This is a genomic window from Streptomyces sp. MS19, assembly GCF_047200595.1.
Lineage (GTDB): Bacteria > Actinomycetota > Actinomycetes > Streptomycetales > Streptomycetaceae > Streptomyces.
The window spans coordinates 1-18415 of record NZ_JBJZOH010000020.1 but is presented as its reverse complement, the minus strand read 5'-3'; the positions used below and the strand labels follow the sequence as shown (position 1 = coordinate 18415).

Below are 18415 nucleotides of genomic sequence, written 5' to 3'. Positions count from 1 at the left end.
CCCCGGGGACACGCCCTCCTACCATGGGGCCCCATGAGCGCACCACACATCGTCGTCTACTCGCGCACCACCGGATACCGCCACGACTCCATCCCGGCCGGTGTCACCGCCTTCTCCGAACTGGCCGCCGGGCGCGGCATCGACGTGACCGCCACCGAGGACCCCGACGTCCTCGCCGCCCGCATCCCGGGCAGCGCGGCCGTCGTCTTCCTCTCGACGAGCGGCGCCGTCCTCACCGGCGCGGGGCGTGACGCGCTGCGCGCCCACCTGGCGGGCGGCGGCGGCTTCGTCGGCGTGCACGCGGCCTCCACCACCGAGTACGACTGGCCCTGGTACGGCGACGACCTCGTCGGCGCGGTCTTCGACGGGCACCCGCCGGTCCAGGAGGGCACCGCCGTGGTCGCCGACCGCGACCACCCGGCGACCGCCCACCTCCCCGAGCGCTGGGAGGTCACCGACGAGTGGTACGACTTCAAGGCGAGCCCGAGCGGGCGCGTACGGGTCCTCGCGAGCGCCGACGAGTCGACGTACTCCGGCGGCCGCATGGGCGCCGACCACCCGCTCGTCTGGTGCCACGAGAACGCGGGCGGCAGGTCGTTCTACACGGCGCTCGGCCACCGCGCCGAGTCGTACGCGGAGCCCGTCTTCCGGCAGCACCTGCTCGGCGGCCTGCTGTGGGCCGCCCGGATCGGGGAGTGACCCCGTGACCGCCCTCACCCGGGTCCTCGGCGACATCACGGAGCAGCGCGTCGATGTCATCGTCAACGCCGCCAACTCCTCCCTGCTGGGCGGCGGCGGCGTGGACGGCGCGATCCACCGCAGGGGCGGCCCCGGCATCCTCGCCGAGTGCCGCGCGCTGCGGGCGGGCCGTTACCGCGAGGGGCTGCCCACCGGCGAGGCCGTCGCCACGACCGCCGGGCGCCTCCCGGCGCGCTGGGTCGTCCACACGGTCGGGCCCGTGTACGCGGCGGGTGAGGACCGCTCGGAGCTCCTCGCGTCCTGCTACCGGTCGTCGCTGCGCGTCGCGCGTGAACTCGGCGCCTCCACCGTCGCGTTCCCTGCCGTCTCCACCGGCGTCTACGGCTGGCCGCCGGACGACGGCGCGCGGATCGCCGTGCGGACGGTGCGGGAGGAGACGGCGGACGGCGCGTTCGAGGAGGTGCGGTTCGTCCTGTTCGACGCACGGGCCTTCGCCGTCTTCGGCGCCGAACTGCCGGGGCGCGGCTGAGCGTTCCTGCGCCCGGCGGCTCAGTCCAGCGGCGCGATCAGTTCGACGGCGCGCAGCCCGGCGCCGTACGCGCGGGCGGCCGTCTCCGGCGCGTACGCCGCCACGTCGAGCGCCGTGTCCACCAGCTTGATGGCGTGCTCGTCCCCGTGCGCGGCGGCCCGGTCGAACAGCTCGCCGGCGCCGGTACGGGCGCCCTCCGCCGGTTCGGGGCGCGGGGCGTCCGGGCGGTACGCGGCGACGACGCCCGCGCTCGCCGTCCACGCCGCCGCCACGCCGGCCGGCCACAGCTCCACCGGCAGGTCGGGCAGGACGCGCAGGACGGCGTTCGGCGCGGTCGCGGCGTGCACCAGCATGACCGGGTTGCCGTGGGCGTGGGCGGCGTAGTGGCCGACGGCGTCCCGCACCAGCGCCCGCAGGTGCCCCTCGGCCGCCTCGGGGCCGCCCGCCAGTCCGCCGGGCCAGGCGGGGAGGGCCGTGATCTGGCCGAGGCGGTGGTTGATGCCGCCGCTCGGATCGGCCACCCGCGGCACCGCCCGCAGCGCCGCTCCCGGGGCGCCCGGCGCGGGCAGGGGGGCGACGTCGCGGGGCAGCACCTGGTGCCGGGCGGCCCAGTAGCCCAGGGCGTGGGCCAGTTCGGCGAGGCGCGGCGCGGTCTCCCCGCCCTCGCGCAGGGCGCGGACGGCGTGGCCCACGCGGATCACCGGGTGGGTGGCGCTCGCCGTGATGCCGGGCAGCAGCCGGGGCCACCACTCGGCGAGGACGTCGCGCCAGGGGCGTTCGCCGATGCGCTCGGCGAAGAAGACAGGCCAGTCCGCGAGATGGCGGGCGTCGCCCAGGGCGTCGCGCCAGTTCTCCGACGTGATGCGGCCGTACGCGCCCGGCAGTTCCTCCAGGCGGTCGCCGTAGTCGTCGAGCCAGCGGTGGACGCGCGCGCCCTGGCCGTGCCGCACCAGGGCCTCGACGGCCATGGGGGCGTGGTTGCTGAGCCAGCCCTCGAACTCGGGTCCTGTCGCGTGCAGCCGTTCCAGCGCCTCGTCCAGCGTCCCGGTGTCACCGTCGCCGTGCGCGGCAGTCGTTTCCCTCATGTCCGGCACGCTATGCGCGCGCCGCGGGGGCCGGAACGGGCGGCGGACGCAGACCCGCGGCCCGTTGGTCGTAGTCCGCTGGGCGCGGGGCCACGGGACGAGGCCCGGGACGCGGAACGGCGGGCGGCGCACGGTGGTTCCGCGCGCCGCCCGCCGTTCCGGACGTCAGTCGTTGCCCAGCTCCATCGCGGCCCGGTCGAGCAGCTGGTCCTCGTCGTCCGTCTCGCCGCGGGAGGCGATGACCTCGGCGCCGCCCTGCGGCATCGCGCCGATCAGCCCCGTGGACGCGGCCTGCGCGGCGCCGACCAGCCCCGCGTGCGTGTTGCCGACGATGCCGAGCGCCGCGTACTGCTCCAGCTTCGCGCGGGAGTCGGCGATGTCCAGGTTGCGCATCGTGAGCTGGCCGATCCGGTCCACCGGGCCGAACGCCGAGTCCTCGGTGCGCTCCATGGACAGCTTGTCCGGGTGGTAGCTGAACGCCGGGCCCGTGGTGTCCATGACCGAGTAGTCCTCGCCGCGCCGCAGCCGCAGCGTCACCTCGCCGGTGACCGCCGCGCCCACCCAGCGCTGGAGGGACTCGCGGATCATCAGCGCCTGGGGGTCGAGCCAGCGGCCCTCGTACATCAGCCGGCCGAGGCGGCGGCCCTCGCTGTGGTACTGGGCGAGCGTGTCCTCGTTGTGGATCGCGTTGACCAGGCGTTCGTACGCGGCGTGCAGCAGCGCCATGCCGGGCGCCTCGTAGATGCCGCGGCTCTTGGCCTCGATCACGCGGTTCTCGACCTGGTCGGACATGCCGAGGCCGTGCCGGCCGCCGATCGCGTTGACCTCCATGACGAGGTCCACGGCGGTGGCGAACTCCTTGCCGTTCACCGTGACCGGGCGGCCCTGGTCGAAGCCGATCGTCACGTCCTCGGCCGCGATCTCGACCGCCGGGTCCCAGAACCGGACGCCCATGATCGGCTCGACGGTCTCCACGCCGTTGTCGAGGTGCTCCAGGGTCTTGGCCTCGTGCGTGGCGCCCCAGATGTTGGCGTCGGTGGAGTACGCCTTCTCCGTGCTGTCGCGGTAGGGGAGGCCGTGGGCGAGCAGCCACTCCGACATCTCCTTGCGCCCGCCCAGCTCGGCGACGAAGTCCGCGTCGAGCCAGGGCTTGTAGATGCGCAGGTGCGGGTTGGCGAGCAGGCCGTAGCGGTAGAACCGCTCGATGTCGTTGCCCTTGAACGTGGACCCGTCGCCCCAGATCTGCACGTCGTCCTCAAGCATCGCCCGGACGAGCAGGGTGCCGGTGACGGCGCGGCCGAGCGGCGTCGTGTTGAAGTACGCGCGCCCGCCTGAGCGGATGTGGAAGGCGCCGCAGGCGAGCGCGGCGAGGCCTTCCTCGACGAGCGCCGCGCGGCAGTCGACGAGGCGCGCGATCTCGGCGCCGTACGACGTCGCGCGGCCGGGGACCGACGCGATGTCGGGCTCGTCGTACTGGCCGATGTCAGCGGTGTAGGTGCACGGGACGGCACCCTTGTCGCGCATCCACGCGACCGCGACAGAGGTGTCGAGGCCGCCGGAGAAGGCGATGCCGACGCGTTCGCCGGTGGGCAGGGAGGTGAGAACCTTGGACACAGAAAGAGTATGCGTCTTCTTGCATGATGATGCAATCCCGGGGTCGGGCGGGAGGCCGGGCCCGGGTCAGGGGCGGCGGCCCATGAGGCCCACGAGCCGGTCCTGGAGCGGCGCGTCCTCCGGCACCCGGACCGGCGGCGCGAAGATCCCCACACCCTGCCACCGGGGCGCCAGCTCGGCGGCGTGGCCGTACACGAGTGCGACGAGGTCCGGGTCGAGCCGGTCGCCGGCGCCGGTGCCCCTGGCGAGATCCCATGCGTGCACGGTCAGGTCGAGCGTCATCTGGCGCAGGTACTCCTCGGCCGGGATCTCGCCCGCGCCGGTGTGCACGGTCCCTTCCAGCACCCCGGGGCGGTCCACGGCCTCGCGCGACTCCGCGACCGCCGCGTCCCAGGCCGCGACCGGGTCGTCGCCCAGCACGTCGCCGTCGAACCGGTCGCCGACCTCCGCGAGCGTCGCGCCGCGCAGCAGCCAGGGCGCCCACAGGTGCTCCCCCACGAGGTGGTTCACCAGGTCGCGCACCGACCACTCGGCGCACGGCGTGCCGGACGCCCACTGGTCGGGACCCACCTCGTGCACGCGCGTGCCGAATTCGTCGAGTCCCTGACGGAAGCCGTCGAGCAGTTCCACGGTGCGTTCTCCTCCGGGTCGGTGTGCGATCAGTCGGTCACCAGAACGACCTCAAGCGTACGCGGACCGTGCACCCCCTCCACGCGGTCCAGCTCGATGTCGCTGGTCGCCGAGGGGCCGGAGATCCACGTGAGCGGCCTGGTCGGCACGAGCCGGGGCAGCGCCTGCGGCACCGAGTCGACGACCTGCCCGGGTACGCGCACGACGCAGACGTGGTGGTCCGGCATCAGCGAGATCCGCCGCCTGCCCTGGCCCGGCGAGCCGTCGAGCACGAGCGTGCCCGTCTCGGCCACGGCCACGGCGCAGCCCGTCACCACGCTGTCCACGGCGTCCAGTTCGCCCGGCGTCGCGTCCGGCGCGTCCGGCACCCGCCGCACACCCTCCACCGCCCGCAGCCACTCCTCCGGCAGGCCCTCGGGGACGACCACGCTGCGGCTCCCGCGCGCGGCCAGCAGCCGGCCGATCAGTTCCGGGAGGCCCGCCGCGTCGGTGCGGTGCACGACGGCGCGGTAGTCCGCCAGGTTCTCCGCCAGCGTCTCCACGGCGTCGGCGGGGGAGTGGGTGCGCAGGTAGTCCCGCACCACCGGCACGTCGTCCGGCGCCTCGTCGCGCGGCACGTCCGCCAGCGCCCGCCGCACCCGTCCGAGGATCGCGTCCCTGCTGCTCATCGCGTCGCCTTCCCGCCGTGCCCGTTCCCGCCGCGCTCGCGCCGCCACCAGTCGCGGAACGACTCCGCCGGCACCGCGGGCACCTCGCGGCTCGCCGTCCAGGCGCGCCCGGGGCCGGGCAGCCGCCGCGGATGGAACCGCCGCGTCCGCGCCGCGAGCAACTGCCCCGCCCGCAGCGCCGTGCGCGGATGGTCGAGCGCCCAGCGGGCGGCCCGCATGGCGGCGCGTTCGGCCGCGTGCCCCTTCGCGGGCCGGATGCGCGTCCGCACGCCGCGCACCGTCGCCTCCCCGCCCTGCACGACGCGCTCCCGCAGGTGCACGAGCACCTCCGGGATGTCGATCGCCACCGGGCACACCTCGTAGCACGCGCCGCACAGCGACGACGCGTACGGCAGCGACGCGTCCAGCTCGCTGCCGACGCCCCGCAGCTGCGGCGTCAGGATCGCGCCGATCGGCCCGGGGTACGCCGAGCCGTACGCGTGCCCGCCCGCGCGCTCGTACACCGGGCAGACGTTGAGGCACGCCGAGCAGCGGATGCAGCGCAGCGCCTGGCGGCCCACGGTGTCCGCCAGCGTGTCGCTGCGCCCGTTGTCGAGCAGCACGAGGTGGAACGTCCGCGGCCCGTCGCCGTCCGTGGTGCCGGTCCACATGGACGTGTACGGGTTCATCCGCTCGGCGGTGGAGGAGCGCGGCAGCAGCTGGAGGAACACCTCCAGGTCCTGCCAGGTCGGCACGATCTTCTCGATCCCGACGACCGAGATCAGCGTCTCCGGCAGCGTCAGGCACATCCGCCCGTTGCCCTCGGACTCGACCACGACGAGCGTGCCCGTCTCGGCGACCATGAAGTTCGCGCCCGAGACGCCCACCTTGGCGCGCAGGAACTTCTCCCGCAGGTGCAGCCGCGCCGCCTCGGCGAGGACCCCGGGCTCCTCGGTCAGCCCCTCGGGCGCGGGGCGGCCCCAGTCGGCCATCCGCTCCCGGAAGATGTCGCGGATCTCGTCCCGGTTGCGGTGGATCGCCGGGACGAGGATGTGGGACGGCAGGTCGTCGCCGAGCTGCACGATCAGCTCGGCGAGGTCCGTCTCGTACGCGCGGATGCCCGCCGCCTCCAGCGCGGCGTTGAGACCGATCTCCTGCGTGGCCATCGACTTGACCTTGACGACCTCCGTCTCGCCCGTGGCGCGGACCAGGGAGGTCACGATGCGGTTGGCCTCACGCGCGTCCGCGGCCCAGTGGACGGTGCCGCCCGCCGCCGTGACCGCGGCCTCCAGCTGCTCCAGGTAGTGGTCGAGGTGCCGCAGCGTACGGTCCTTGACGGCGGCCCCGGCGGCGCGCAGCCGTGCCCAGTCGGGCAGTTCGCGTACGGCGGCGGCGCGTTTGTCGCGGATGGTGTGCGTGGCGTGGGTGAGGTTGGCGCGCAGCCGCGTGTTCTCGGTCGACACTGCGGCCGCCTGGGGGAAGGGGGGCATGCCGAGGTAGGTGCCGCTCACAGGGGTGCCTCCTTGGTGCTGGCCAGGATCTCCGCGATGTGCACGGGGCGGACGGTCGAGCCGAGACGGGCGAGGGTGCCGCCGATGTGCATCTGGCAGGAGTTGTCCACGGTGCAGACGGCCGACGCGCCGGTGGCGGTGATGTTGCGCGCCTTGTCCGCGCCCATGGCGGCCGACACCGCCTCGTTCTTGACGGCGAAGGTGCCGCCGAAGCCGCAGCACTCCTCGGCGCCCGGCAGGTCGACGAGTTCGAGTCCCCCGACCGCGCCGAGCAGCCGCCGCGGCCGGTCGCCGAGGCCCAGCATGCGCAGGCCGTGGCAGGTCGGGTGGTACGTGACGGTGTGCGGGTAGTACGCGCCGACGTCCGTCACGCCCAGCACGTCCACCAGGAACTCGGTCAGCTCGTACGTCCTGGGTACGACCGACTCCGCGATGCGGGTCAGTGTGTCGCCCCGCTCCTCGGCCGCCGCCTTCGCGCCGATGCGCGGGTAGTTGTCCCTGACCATCGCGGCGCAGGAACCGGACGGTGTGACGATGTGGTCGTAGCCCTCGAAGGCCCGCTGGAAGCGGTGGACCAGGGGCTCCGTCTCGTGCCGGTACCCGGTGTTGAACTGGGGCTGGCCGCAGCAGCTCTGCTCCAGGGGGAAATCCACCGTCACGCCCAGCCGTTCCAGCAGCGTGACCACGGCGCGGCCCGTGCGTGGATACAGCGTGTCGTTGACGCATGTGACGAACAGTGCGACGCGCATCCTCAGTCCTTCCCGGCCACGGCGACCCTGGCCGCGGCCCGGTCCCAGGCCGTCCGATCACCCGACGGTTCATGCTGCCGCAGCGTCAGCCCGCCGCGCACCGCTCCCGCCGCGCGCGCCTGCACCAGCACGTTGCCCAGCGCCGCCGCCGCCTCCGCCGGGCCCGCCACCACGGGCAGGCCGCAGGCGTCGGCCGTCAGCCGGCACAGCAGTTCGTTCCTGGCGCCACCGCCCACGATGTGCACCGCCTTCACCTCCAGGCCCGACAACCGCTGCGCGTCCAGCACGGCGGCCCTGTGCGCGAGCGCCAGGGAGTCCAGTAGACATCGGACGACTTCGGCCCGATCACGCGGGGTCGGCTGCCCCGTGTCGCGGCATGCTCCCACAATTCCGTCAGGCATGTCCCCGGGGGCGATAAACATCGGGTCACCCGCGTCCACCGCGGCGCGAGCCCCTCGGGGCCGTCCGGCACCGACCACTCCCGCAGGCACTCCTGGAGCAGCCACAGCCCCATGACGTTGCGCAGAAAACGGACGGTCCCGTCCACCCCCAGCTCGTTGGTGAAGTTCGCCCGGCGGCTCTCCTCCATGAGGACCGGCGCGTCCAGCCCCACGCCCGCCAGCGACCACGTGCCGGTGGCGATGTACGCGAACCGCCCGTCGGCCGCCGGGACCGCAGCGACCGCCGACGCCGTGTCGTGCGACCCCACGGCCGTCACCGGCACCGGCCCGGTCAGCCCCGTCTCCGCGAGCACCCCGGGCAGCAGCTCCCCCGCGGGATCACCCGGCGAGCGCAGCGGCGGGAACATGCACAGGTCGATGCCGAGCGCGTCCGCGACCGGGCGCGCCCAGTCGCGGACGCGGGGGTCGATCAGCTGGGTCGTGGAGGCGTTGGTCAGCTCCGTGCCCGCCACTCCCGTCAGCCAGTAGGCCATCAGGTCTCGGCAGCAGGCGTTCCGCCGCCGCGAGCTGCGGACTGCCCTGCGCCGCCGCGAGCTGGTACACCGTGTTGAACGGCAGATGCTGCACGCCCGTCGCCCCGTGCAGCTCACCGGGCGGCAGCACGGCGGCCACCCGTTCCGCCGTACCCGCCGTCCGCTCGTCGCGGTAGTGCACCGGATTCCCCAGCAGCGCCCCGTGCCGTCGAGCAGCCCGTAGTCCACTGCCCAGGAGTCGATCCCTATCCCCGCCGGCCCCCCTTCCACCGCGCTGCCCGCCGCGCGCAGGCCGTCCAGCACCCCGCGGTGGAGCGCCAGGACATCCCAGTGCAGCGTCCCGCCCACCCGTACCGGCCGGTTGGGGAAGCGGTGCACCTCCCGCAGGGACACGCCTCTGTCCGTCACGGCTCCCAGCATCACGCGCCCGCTGGACGCCTCCAGGTCGACGGCCGCGAACGGACGGCCCGGGACGGCGGGGGAAGGGGACACGGTTCACCTCGGGTGCAGACGGGGGGCGTCAGCGCAGGAACGCGGCGTTCGCCACGTGCTCGGGCAGCACCTCACGCTTCAGCAGCGTGCGCCGCGCGTAGTACTCGCCGAGCTTCTCCTCCGGCACCCCGTAGACCGCCGCCCGCCGCGCCCCCCACCCGCCGGCGAAGATCCCGGAGCCGCGCACCACACCGTCCGGGTTCACCCCGTTGACGCGGACACCGTGCGGCCCCAGCTCGGCGGCCAGCAGCCGCACCTGGTGCGCCTGGTCGGCCTTCGCCGCGCCGTACGCGATGTCGCCGCCCATGCCCTGCTCCAGCATGACCCTGGCGGCCGCCCTGGACACGAGGAACGAGCCGCGCGCCATGATCGCGTGCTGGAGGTCCCAGTCCTCCGCCGCCGTCTCCAGCAGCGGCTTGGACAGCGAGATGCCCGCGTTGTTGACCACGAGGTCCACCCCGCCGAAGGCCAGCAGCGCCGCCGCGAACGCCCGCCCGATCTGCTCCTCCGACGTGACGTCCACCGTGACCGCCACCGCCCTGTCGGGACCGCCCAGTTCCCCGGCCACCTGCGCGGCGGCGTCACCGTTCAGATCCGCGACCACCACGCACGCGCCCAGCAGGTGCGCGAGCGCCGCGCGCCGCGCCGCCGGGTCGGGGCTGCACACGCTGCCGAGGCGGTACGCGTCGTCCTGGAAGACGTTGGCGTTGATGGTGCCGACGCGCAGCCCGAGGTCCCGCGCGTGGGCGGCGAGCGCCGCGTAGTCGTCCACCCGGTCCCAGGGGATGTGCAGGGCCACGCCGGGCGCGGCGCCGGTGAGGCGGTGGACCTGGGCCGCGTCCTCCAGCTTCTCCCGCGGTGTGCGGGGCACGCCCTCCTGGGCGAAGACCTTGAAGCGGGTGCCGGAGTTCCCGTAGGCCCATGAGGGGGTCTCCACGGCCTGGGAGGTCAGGGCCGCCGTGACGGCCGAAGGGACGGGCGTGCGATCAGGGCTCCTGGGCGATGGTGGGAATGAATCGTTTCATCGAAAGTGACGCCAGGGGCGCCGCCCGGTACTGGCAAGGAGACTGCGCAGGTCAGGGGTGCCACCGACCAGATGCGACCGCGTTCCGCCCGCCGGTGCGTACGATGACCCGGCGGCGGGCGGCACGTGACGACGAGGAGCGGGACACAGCACATGGCGCGGACGGTGGGGATCAAGGAAGTCGCCCGGCACGCCGGGGTCTCGGTCGGCACCGTCTCGAACGTCATCAACCGCCCCCACGCCGTCGCCGGCGACACCCGCGGACGCGTGCAGGCCGCCATCGCCGAACTCGGCTACGTCCGCAGCGAGTCGGCCCGCCAGCTCCGCGCCGGGCAGAGCCGCATCATCGCCCTGCTCGTCCTCGACATGGCCAACCCCTTCTTCGTCGAGGTCGCCGCCGGAGCCGAACGCGTCGCCCGCGCCGCGCACCTCGGCGTGATGCTGTGCAACAGCGCCCAGAGCCCGTCGGAGGAGGCCGACTACCTGGGCCTGTTCGCCGAGCAGCGCGTCCGCGGCGTCCTCCTCACCCCGGCCGACATGTCGGGCCGCACAGTCGCCGGCTTCAGGCGGCACGGCATCCCGTTCGTCCTGGTGGACCGCGTCCTGCCCAGCGAGGAGGGCTGCTCGGTCTCGGTGGACGACGTGCTCGGCGGCACCCTGGCCGTCCGCCACCTGCTCGACCAGGGGCACACGCGCGTCGCCTACGTCAGCGGGCCCATGTCGCTCCAGCAGTGCCGCGACCGCAGGGACGGCGCGCTCGCCGCCCTCACCGGGGCCGGGCTCGACGCCTCGGCGCTCCAGCACGTCGAGGAGGAACGGCTCGACGTGGCCTCAGGCCGCGCGGCGGGCGCCCGCCTGCTGGCGCTGTCGCCGCGCCCGTCCGCCGTCTTCTGCGCGAACGACCTGCTGGCCCTCGGCGTGCTCCAGGCCCTGTTCACGGCGGGCGTGGGCGTGCCCGGTGACATCGCCCTGGTGGGGTACGACGACATCGAGTTCGCCGCCGCGGCCGCCGTCCCGCTGACCTCCGTACGCCAGCCGGCCGCCCGGATGGGGCACCAGGCCGCCGAACTGCTCCTGGAGGAGACGGGCGAGGCCGCCGCCCACCGGCACCGGCGGATCGTCCTCGACCCCGAGCTGGTCGTCCGCGAGTCGAGCCGCCCCGCGCGCGGCTGAGCCGCCCGCCACCTCGTAGCGTGGACCCCATGAACGACGCCTTCAGGACCACGGTCCTCCACGTCACGACCGGCTCCCGCGAGACCGTCAAGGACCTGACGCGCGAGTGCGAGTCGTTCCTCGCCGACACCGCGGCGGGCGCGGACGGCCTGCTGAACATCTTCGTGCCCCACGCGACGGCGGGCATCGCCATCCTGGAGACGGGCGCGGGCAGCGAAGACGACCTCCTCGCCGCCCTGCGCGACCTGCTGCCGCCCGACGACCGCTGGCGGCACCGCCACGGCTCACGCGGCCACGGCCGCGACCACGTCCTCCCCGCCCTCGTCCCACCCCACGCGACCCTCCCGGTCATCGCAGGCCGCCTGGAACTCGGCACATGGCAGTCCATCTGCCTGGTCGACACCAACGGTGACAACCCCGACCGGCAGGTCCGGTTGTCCTTCCTGGGCTGATCGGGCCGATCCGGATCGTCCTGGGCGTGGCCGCCGGATCTCCGCACGCTCCGGCGAAACGGGACGAGGTCGCGCGGTACCGGCATGCACGGGATCGAGCGGCCGTACGACGGCTGCGGAAAGTGCCTGCTCGGCGTACGTCGGCTGCCGCGGGTCAAGGCGGCGACGACCTCGCCCGAGCGGCAGCGTGAGGACGTGCTGACGGCTGCCGCAGCCGTAGGCGGTCACATCATCGCTTGGGCGGACGACTGGGAGGTGTCCGGCGCCACCGACCCGATGACCCGTCCGAAGCTCGGCCCGTGGCTCCGTGACGAACGGGGCAAGTACGACGGGCTTGTGGCCGCAGCGGTCGACCGGCTCGGCCGCAACGTGCGCCGGTCCGAACATCACCTTGTCCCGCTCCTCGTACGGCAGGTCGGGGGCAGGGAGCCGAGGGCCTCGGCCGCGCCGCCGCTCGGCATGACGGCCCCCATTCCGGTCGCCGACACGCCGATCAGGGGGAGGCCGGGACCGGCGGCGGCGATCATCAGGGCCAGCATGCCGCCGATCGAATGGCCGACCAGGAGCACGCCCTCGGCCCCGAAGCGCGCGGACGCCTGGGCCACGGCGCCGCCGAGCAGTCCGGCGTGGCGGGAGAACGTGTTGGCGTCCGGTTCGAGCGGCGTGCTGCCGCCGTAGCCGGGGCGGTCGAAGGCCACCACGCGGTGGCCGTGCGCGGTGGCGGCGTCGAGGAAGGACCCTGCGGACCCGCCCCCGACGTCGAAGTACTGCGCGGAGTACGTGCCGCCGTGGAGGGCGGCGATCAGGGGTTTGCCGGTCGGCCGGGCGGGACCGGCGGTCAGTGCCGTGATCGTGTGCCGCTCTGCCTCGAAGGTCAGAAGGTCGCGCTGCTTGGCCATCGTCGGCCTCCTGCCAGGGGTGGGTGCCTGCGCACCGCGGCGGCTCGCGGGGCCTGCCCGTCGCCGTTCCCGGCGGTCCCGGGTGACGTTCCGCGCCCCGTGCGGCATGCCGCATGGGGAGTTCCGCCGCCGGGTCGACGCGTGTGCCCCCGCCGAGGACGGGGGCACACGTTCCAGCGGGACTCGGTCAGGGCGCCCAGGGGGTGCTGACCTGCCAGCTGCTGTCGGCTGTCAGGGACTGCGGCCGGCCGAAGGCGTTCTCCGCCCCGCCGCCGTTCGTGATCCACACCTCCGACGCGTAGTGGCGCAGGAACGATCCTGGCTGGTTGATGGACTCGAACGTGACGCCCGTCGCGTTCACGCCGCGCCGCGCGCAGAAGGTGGCGTCCTGGCGGAAGAGGTCCGAGCCGTCGTTCGCCGCGAGCCGGACCCGGCTGTCGGCGTGCCGCAGGAACTGGCCCGGCTGGTTCACCGATTCGAGCGAGTAGCAGGACGAGTCGGCGAGCCCGCGCCGTACGGTGAACGTCGCGTCCTGCCGGAGCAGGGCGGCGCTCCCCGCGTTGACGACCTCGGTGTAGGCGAGACCGCCCGCGTGCCGCAGGTACCGGTCGGTGTAGCCCGGAGTCGTGACGCGCAGCGACTGGCGTGCGTCGGTGGCGAGCGGCACGGAGCTGCGCCACAGCGCGGGTTCGCCGAGGTTCCAGGTGGCGTCGGCGGCGAACGAGGCCGGGGTGTCCCAGGCGTTCGGTCCGCCGCTGCGGGCGAGGTACACGTTGTCCGCGTAGTGCCGCAGGTAGTGGCCGCGGAAGTTGAGCGATTCCAGGGAGGCGCCGCCGGAGGCGAGCCCGGTGCGGGTGCACCAGGTGGCGTCCGCGGCGAACGAGCCGCCCGTGTCCGCGTCGATGCGCGCCCGGTAGCCGGCGTGCCTGAGGTAGCGCCCCGGCTGGTTGACCGCCTCGAACGAGTAGCAGCGCGGATCGGCCAGGCCGGGCACCGTGCGGAACGACGCGTCCTGGCGGGCGCCGTCGGCGGACGCGGAGGTCAGCACGTCGGTGCGGGCCAGGGAATCCGCGTGCCGCAGGTAGCGGTTGGTGTGGTCCGGCGTGGTCACCCGGAACGACCGCACGTGCTCCAGGGTGAGGGGAACGGCCGCGTTGAGGTTGCGCGAGGCCGCGATGAGCGCGCTGTGCGCCGCCCTCACCGGCGCGGTGTCCACCTTCTGCACCTGCCGGTCGTAGGTGAACAGGCCGTTGTACTCGCCCTCGACGTCGGTGATCTCCGTGTAGACGTAGGCGGAGAGCCCCTTGGTCGTCATGAGCTGCTGCACGTCGCGGACCATGCCGGTGTAGCGGTTGTCGAGCTGCTCACGGCTGAACACCTGCTCGTACGCGAAGAACTGGCCGTTCGGGCTGTACTCGTGGCCCGGTGTCCGCAGGCCGATGCCGCCGAACTCCCCGAGCACCGAGACGCGGGTGTTCGAGGGCCGTGGCGCGTCGGGTCCGGTGTACACGTGCCAGTCCATGATGTCGCCGGTGCCCGGGTCGCCGCGCGAGGTGCAGCAGTTGTAGCCGCTGTGCGCGTTCATCAGGCGCGACGGGTCGTAGTTCTCCAGCTCGGTGGTGACGCGGCGGGTGGCCGCGAGGTCCCACTCGCCCCAGCCCTCGTTGAAGGGCACGTAGGTGACGACGGCGGGGGAGAAGCGGTGTTCGTCGATGATCTCCCGTGCTTCCGTCTCCACCTGGGCGATCTGCGCGGCGGTGCGGTTCTGGCCGGACGCGGGGGTGGAGGGGATGTCCTGCCACACGAGCAGACCGAGCCGGTCGGCGTGGTAGTACCAGCGCGCGGGCTCGACCTTGATGTGCTTGCGGACCATGTTGAAGCCGAGGTCCTTGTGCCGCTGGATGTCGGAGGCCAGCGCGGCGTCGGTGGGCGCCGTGTACACGCCGTCCGGCCAGAAGCCCTGGTCGAGCGTCCCGATCTGGAAGACGAACTCGCCGTTCAGCGTGGGCCGCAGCGTCCCGTTGACCATCCGGGTGCCGATCTCCCGCATCCCGAAGTAGCTCGTCACGCGGTCGACGGCGGCCCCGGACTGATCCCGCAGGGTCACGCGCAGGTTGTAGAGGAACGGGTCGTCGGGCGACCAGAGCCTTGTGTCGGGCACCGGGACCGAGAACTCGGTGAAGCCGCCCGTGGCCTGGCCGACCACCTGCGTGCCGGACATCGCCTCGGCGAGGACCGTGTGGCCGCCGACGTTGCCGCGCGTGAAGACCCTGACCCGGGCGGTGCTGGTCGCCAGGTCGGCCCTGATGTCGACGGAGTAGATCGACGAGGCGGGCGTGGGCTCCAGCCAGACGGACTGCCAGATGCCGGAGCTGGGGGTGTAGAAGATGCCGCCGGGGTTGTTGACCTGCTTGCCGAGCGGCTGCTTCTCACCCCGCGCGTCGGTGGGGTCGTAGACGCGCACGATCAACTCGTTCGTGCCACCGCCCAGTTGATCGGTGATGTCCACCTCGAACCGGTCGTAGCCGCCCCGGTGCGTGGTGACCTGGGTGCCGTTGACCCAGACCGTGGCCTCGTAGTCGACGGCGCCGAAGTGCAGTTGGACGCGGTCGCCGTTCCAGTCCGGCGGGACGGTGAACGTGCGCCGGTAGAACATCAGGTCCCGGTTGTCGTTGCGCATGATGCCGGAGAGCGCCGATTCGACCGGGTAGGGGACGAGGATGCGCTCGGGCAGTGTCTGGCCTATGGGGGGCGCCGCGTTGCGGTTGACGTTGCCGGAGCTGTCGACCGCCGGGTTGAGGAACTGCCACTCCCCGTTGAGCGACTGCCAGTCCGGCCGCGTCATCTGCGGTCGCGGGTACTCGGGGAGCGGGTTCGTGGTGGACACCTGGTGGGTCCACGGGGTCGTCAGGGGCGGGGTCTTGGGGATGATGGCGGCCGAGGCGGTGCCGGCGAAGGACAGTCCTCCGGCCGTCACCAGTAAGACCGCCAGGAAGGTGATGATGCGTCGCATCAGACTCCTCCAGGGCTGGGGGGGCGCGCGGAGTCCGGCGCAGCACGAGCAGCGGCCGGGGGTCCGTGCGGGGCTGGCGAGCGGTGCGGGCGCGGGGCGGGCCCCGCGTGCCGGTCCACGAGGGAGCGTGGTCCGGACGGGGAGGAACGTAACATGGGACAGAGCCGAACGGAACCAATCAGGAACGCCCGAGAATCAAACACTTCCCATCAGGCGGGGTGAGCGGAGAGCGCCGCTGCCCGCCACCGGGAGCGGCGGGCAGCGGCCCGGTGTTCAGTGGCGCGCGGTGAACTCGCCGGTGGTGATCCCCCATGTCTGCGTGGCCGGCTGGTGGTCGAACCAGTACCGGACCTCGGTCCCCGGCCGCAGCCCGGGGACCGGCTGCTCCCAGCGCCGCGCGGCGGCGTTCCACGCCATCATGTGGTTGAGCTGCTGCCCGCCGTCGATCCGGTGGTGGACGGCGGTGAACGTGGCGCCCGCGTCCGGCCGGAACCACAACAGAGCTGTCGCCCCGAGGTGTCGAGGCCCTGGGTGAACGGCCGAGCCGGCGACCCGGCTGGTCGTCCAGGGGAGCACCCGGGCCCCGCCTGACCGCCCGGTGGCCCGCCGCCCGGGTCAGGGGCGCGCGGGCAGGTGCGGGATCTCGATCGCCGGGCAGCGGTCCATCACCATGTCGAGCCCGGCGGCGCGGGTGCGCGCGTACGCCTCCTCGTCGACCACGCCGAGCTGGAACCACACCGCCTTCGCCCCCGCCGCCACCGCCTCGTCCGCCACGGCCCCGGCGAGGGAGCTGTTCACGAAGACGTCGACCACGTCCACGGGGAAGGGGATGTCGGCCAGCGACGCGTACCCCTGCTCGCCGTGGACGGTCTCCGCCTTCGGGTGCACCGGCACGACGCGCTTGCCGAACCGCTGGAGCACCGCCGCCACGCCGTACGCGGCCCGGCTCGGATTGCTGGACAGCCCCACGACGGCCCACGTGTCGCCGGACTCGGTCAGGATGCGCTGCGCGGTCTCTCGGTCGCCATACATGCCCCGCACAACGACCGGCCGGGCCGCGCCATTCCCCCGACCCATAGGCTGGCCCGATGCGTGACGCGTACGAGACGGTGGCGGGCCGCACCGTCCACGAGACCGAGATCAACCGCTCGCGCTTCCTGTGCGCCCTGGCCCCCGTCGGCACCGAGGAGGACGCCCAGGCGTTCGTCGCCGAGGTCCGCGCCGCGCACCCGGCCGCCAACCACAACTGCTGGGCGTACGTCCTCGGCGCCGACGCCGGGGTGCAGCGCAGCAGCGACGACGGCGAGCCTGGCGGCACGGCCGGGCTGCCGATGCTCCAGATGCTCCTGCGCCGGGAGGTTCGGTTCACCGCGGCGGTGGTCACCCGGTACTTCGGCGGCATCAAGCTGGGTGCCGGCGGCCTCATCCGCGCCTACGGCGGCGTGGTGGGGGCGGCTCTCGACGCGGCGGGCACGGCCACGCGCCGCAGGCTCCGTCTCGCGACCGTCACGGTCGGTCACGAACGGGCCGGGCGTCTGGAGAACGACCTGCGGGCCACCGGGCACGCGGTGCGGGAGGTGGAGTACGGCGCCGAGGTCACCATCGGGGTGGGCCTGCCCGCCGGGGACGTCGAGGCGTTCCGCGCGTGGCTGGCCGGGGCGACGGGCGGCGCGGCGCGGTTCGAACTGGGCGGCGAGGTGTACGGCCCCGGCTGACGGGCCCCTTCCCCCTGGAAGGAAGGGAATAGCCGCGCGGCGGGTATCGTTCCGCTGGATAGTTGAACGATGAACAATGTGGAGGTGGGTGCCATGCAGGCCGGAACGCAGTTCGGGATCTTCACCGTCGGCGACGTCACGCCCGACCCGACGGACCACTCGGTGCCGAGCGAGCACGACCGCATCAAGGCGATGACGGCCATCGCGCTCAAGGCCGAGGAGGTCGGGCTCGACGTCTTCGCGACCGGCGAGCACCACAACCCACCGTTCGTCCCCTCCTCGCCCACCACCATGCTCGGCTGGATCGCCGCCCGCACGGAGCGGCTGATCCTGTCCACCTCCACGACGCTGATCACCACGAACGACCCGGTCAAGATCGCCGAGGACTTCGCGATGCTCCAGCACCTCGCGGACGGACGCGTCGACCTCATGATGGGGCGCGGCAACACCGGCCCGGTCTACCCCTGGTTCGGCCAGGACATCCGCCAGGGCATCCCGCTCGCCATCGAGAACTACGCGCTGCTGCACCAGCTGTGGCGCGAGGACGTCGTGGACTGGGAGGGGCGCTTCCGCACCCCGCTCCAGGGCTTCACCTCCACGCCGCGCCCGCTCGACGGCGTACCCCCATTCGTCTGGCACGGCTCCATCCGCAGCCCGGAGATCGCCGAGCAGGCGGCGTTCTACGGCGACGGATTCTTCGCGAATCACATCTTCTGGCCGAAGGAGCACTTCCAGCGCCTCATCGACCTCTACCGCCGCCGGTACGCGCACTACGGGCACGGCAGCGAGCAGCAGGCGATCGTCGGCCTCGGCGGGCAGGTCTTCATGCGGAAGAACTCGCAGGACGCCGTCCGCGAGTTCCGCCCGTACTTCGACAACGCGCCCGTGTACGGCCACGGCCCGTCGCTTGAGGAGTTCACCGAGCAGACGCCGCTGACCGTCGGCAGCCCGCAGGAGGTCATCGAGAAGACGCTGACGTTCCGCGAGACCTTCGGCGACTACCAGCGGCAGCTGTTCCTCGTCGACCACGCGGGCCTGCCGCTGAAGACGGTCCTGGAGCAGCTGGACATCCTCGGTGAGGAGGTCGTGCCCGTGCTGCGCGAGGAGTTCGCCAAGGGACGGCCCGCCGACGTGCCGGACGCGCCCACCCACGCGTCGCTCCTCGCGGCCGCCGGGGAGCGGGAACGCGCGGCGGCGGGACCGGCCGCCTGACCACGGCGCCCGGATGAGCGGACAGCAGCAGACGAGA

At 73.5% G+C, this 18415-nt stretch carries 16 protein-coding genes and 4 pseudogenes; 7 read left to right on the top strand and 13 right to left on the bottom strand.

The features are described 5' to 3' along the window. Positions 1 to 33: 33 nt before the first annotated feature. Both ACL02R_RS19235 and ACL02R_RS19230 read left to right on the top strand, forming a co-directional pair. Entirely contained in the window at positions 34 to 699 is a 666-nt protein-coding gene (locus ACL02R_RS19235; RefSeq protein WP_412798177.1) for a ThuA domain-containing protein, read from the top strand. A 4-nt stretch (positions 700 to 703) separates the two neighbouring features. Next, positions 704 to 1228 (top strand): O-acetyl-ADP-ribose deacetylase, encoded by a 525-nt coding sequence (locus tag ACL02R_RS19230; protein ID WP_412798176.1) that lies wholly within the window; start codon positions 704 to 706, stop codon positions 1226 to 1228. A gap of 20 nt (positions 1229 to 1248) precedes the next feature. On the opposite strand, the gene ACL02R_RS19225 is transcribed toward ACL02R_RS19230, so the two are convergent. The 8 genes and pseudogenes from ACL02R_RS19225 to ACL02R_RS19190 all read right to left on the bottom strand — a co-directional run bounded on the left by ACL02R_RS19225 (position 1249) and on the right by ACL02R_RS19190 (position 9842). After that, positions 1249 to 2313: a questin oxidase family protein gene (locus tag ACL02R_RS19225; protein WP_412798175.1), complete on the bottom strand. Its 1065-nt coding sequence runs from the start codon at positions 2311 to 2313 to the stop codon at positions 1249 to 1251. A 165-nt stretch (positions 2314 to 2478) separates the two neighbouring features. After that, positions 2479 to 3927, bottom strand: a complete 1449-nt coding sequence (gene argG / locus ACL02R_RS19220; RefSeq protein ID WP_362966831.1) for an argininosuccinate synthase — start codon at positions 3925 to 3927, stop codon at positions 2479 to 2481. A 66-nt stretch (positions 3928 to 3993) separates the two neighbouring features. Then, positions 3994 to 4557 carry a TIGR03086 family metal-binding protein gene (locus ACL02R_RS19215; protein ID WP_412798174.1) on the bottom strand — a complete coding sequence of 188 codons (564 nt, stop codon included), beginning with the start codon at positions 4555 to 4557 and terminating at the stop codon, positions 3994 to 3996. Between the two features lie 29 nt (positions 4558 to 4586). Continuing rightward, the gene (locus ACL02R_RS19210) at positions 4587 to 5225 is read right to left on the bottom strand and encodes a LutC/YkgG family protein (protein ID WP_412798173.1); all 639 of its coding nucleotides are present in this window, start codon (positions 5223 to 5225) and stop codon (positions 4587 to 4589) included. Then, positions 5222 to 6715: a lactate utilization protein B gene (locus ACL02R_RS19205; RefSeq protein ID WP_412798172.1), complete on the bottom strand. Its 1494-nt coding sequence runs from the start codon at positions 6713 to 6715 to the stop codon at positions 5222 to 5224. Before ACL02R_RS19205 ends, ACL02R_RS19210 begins: the two co-directional genes overlap by 4 nt. Continuing rightward, on the bottom strand, positions 6712 to 7464 hold the full coding sequence (locus ACL02R_RS19200; RefSeq protein ID WP_412798171.1) for a (Fe-S)-binding protein: 753 nt from the start codon (positions 7462 to 7464) through the stop codon (positions 6712 to 6714). The genes ACL02R_RS19205 and ACL02R_RS19200 overlap by 4 nt, the downstream gene beginning before the upstream one ends. A gap of 2 nt (positions 7465 to 7466) precedes the next feature. Next, a pseudogene (locus ACL02R_RS19195) lies at positions 7467 to 8818 on the bottom strand (rhamnulokinase). 100 nt (positions 8819 to 8918) lie between these two features. Continuing rightward, the gene (locus ACL02R_RS19190) at positions 8919 to 9842 is read right to left on the bottom strand and encodes an SDR family oxidoreductase (protein WP_412798253.1); all 924 of its coding nucleotides are present in this window, start codon (positions 9840 to 9842) and stop codon (positions 8919 to 8921) included. 225 nt (positions 9843 to 10067) lie between these two features. Between ACL02R_RS19190 and ACL02R_RS19185 the strand changes: the two genes are divergently transcribed. The 3 genes and pseudogenes from ACL02R_RS19185 to ACL02R_RS19175 form a co-directional block, all read left to right on the top strand. Then, entirely contained in the window at positions 10068 to 11087 is a 1020-nt protein-coding gene (locus ACL02R_RS19185; RefSeq protein WP_412798170.1) for a LacI family DNA-binding transcriptional regulator, read from the top strand. Positions 11088 to 11116: 29 nt separating this feature from the next. Continuing rightward, the gene (locus ACL02R_RS19180; protein ID WP_412798169.1) at positions 11117 to 11539 is read left to right on the top strand and encodes a secondary thiamine-phosphate synthase enzyme YjbQ; all 423 of its coding nucleotides are present in this window, start codon (positions 11117 to 11119) and stop codon (positions 11537 to 11539) included. A gap of 84 nt (positions 11540 to 11623) precedes the next feature. Then, a pseudogene (locus tag ACL02R_RS19175) lies at positions 11624 to 11905 on the top strand (recombinase family protein); the annotation flags it as partial. Positions 11906 to 11925: 20 nt separating this feature from the next. On the opposite strand, the gene ACL02R_RS19170 reads toward ACL02R_RS19175, so the two are convergent. From ACL02R_RS19170 to ACL02R_RS19150, 5 genes and pseudogenes are all read right to left on the bottom strand, one after another. Beyond that, the gene (locus ACL02R_RS19170; protein WP_412798168.1) at positions 11926 to 12438 is read right to left on the bottom strand and encodes an alpha/beta hydrolase; all 513 of its coding nucleotides are present in this window, start codon (positions 12436 to 12438) and stop codon (positions 11926 to 11928) included. 187 nt (positions 12439 to 12625) lie between these two features. Further along, positions 12626 to 13063: pseudogene (locus tag ACL02R_RS19165) on the bottom strand (AbfB domain-containing protein); the annotation flags it as partial. Between the two features lie 60 nt (positions 13064 to 13123). Beyond that, positions 13124 to 15451, bottom strand: a pseudogene (locus ACL02R_RS19160) (AbfB domain-containing protein); the annotation flags it as partial. A 273-nt stretch (positions 15452 to 15724) separates the two neighbouring features. Next, complete coding sequence (locus ACL02R_RS19155; RefSeq protein WP_412798167.1) at positions 15725 to 15949, bottom strand: hypothetical protein; 225 nt, start codon at positions 15947 to 15949, stop codon at positions 15725 to 15727. 117 nt (positions 15950 to 16066) lie between these two features. Beyond that, entirely contained in the window at positions 16067 to 16483 is a 417-nt protein-coding gene (locus ACL02R_RS19150) for a CoA-binding protein (protein ID WP_412798166.1), read from the bottom strand. A 56-nt stretch (positions 16484 to 16539) separates the two neighbouring features. Between ACL02R_RS19150 and ACL02R_RS19145 the strand changes: the two genes are divergently transcribed. Next, on the top strand, positions 16540 to 17166 hold the full coding sequence (locus ACL02R_RS19145; RefSeq protein WP_412798165.1) for a YigZ family protein: 627 nt from the start codon (positions 16540 to 16542) through the stop codon (positions 17164 to 17166). A 69-nt stretch (positions 17167 to 17235) separates the two neighbouring features. After that, positions 17236 to 18378, top strand: coding sequence for an LLM class flavin-dependent oxidoreductase (locus ACL02R_RS19140; protein ID WP_412798164.1), 1143 nt, complete (start codon positions 17236 to 17238; stop codon positions 18376 to 18378). Positions 18379 to 18415 lie beyond the last annotated feature (37 nt).

Bases quoted from the DNA above. Each gene is read 5' to 3' on its own strand.
- ACL02R_RS19185 (WP_412798170.1), top strand. From the start codon at position 10,068: ATGGCGCGGACGGTGGGGATCAAGGAAGTCGCCCGGCACGCCGGGGTC.
- ACL02R_RS19180 (WP_412798169.1), top strand. From the start codon at position 11,117: ATGAACGACGCCTTCAGGACCACGGTCCTCCACGTCACGACCGGCTCC.
- ACL02R_RS19200 (WP_412798171.1), bottom strand. From the start codon at position 7,464: ATGCGCGTCGCACTGTTCGTCACATGCGTCAACGACACGCTGTATCCA.
- ACL02R_RS19145 (WP_412798165.1), top strand. From the start codon at position 16,540: ATGCGTGACGCGTACGAGACGGTGGCGGGCCGCACCGTCCACGAGACC.
- ACL02R_RS19150 (WP_412798166.1), bottom strand. From the start codon at position 16,483: ATGTATGGCGACCGAGAGACCGCGCAGCGCATCCTGACCGAGTCCGGC.
- ACL02R_RS19170 (WP_412798168.1), bottom strand. From the start codon at position 12,438: ATGGCCAAGCAGCGCGACCTTCTGACCTTCGAGGCAGAGCGGCACACG.
- ACL02R_RS19235 (WP_412798177.1), top strand. From the start codon at position 34: ATGAGCGCACCACACATCGTCGTCTACTCGCGCACCACCGGATACCGC.
- ACL02R_RS19225 (WP_412798175.1), bottom strand. From the start codon at position 2,313: ATGAGGGAAACGACTGCCGCGCACGGCGACGGTGACACCGGGACGCTG.
- ACL02R_RS19140 (WP_412798164.1), top strand. From the start codon at position 17,236: ATGAACAATGTGGAGGTGGGTGCCATGCAGGCCGGAACGCAGTTCGGG.
- ACL02R_RS19210 (WP_412798173.1), bottom strand. From the start codon at position 5,225: ATGAGCAGCAGGGACGCGATCCTCGGACGGGTGCGGCGGGCGCTGGCG.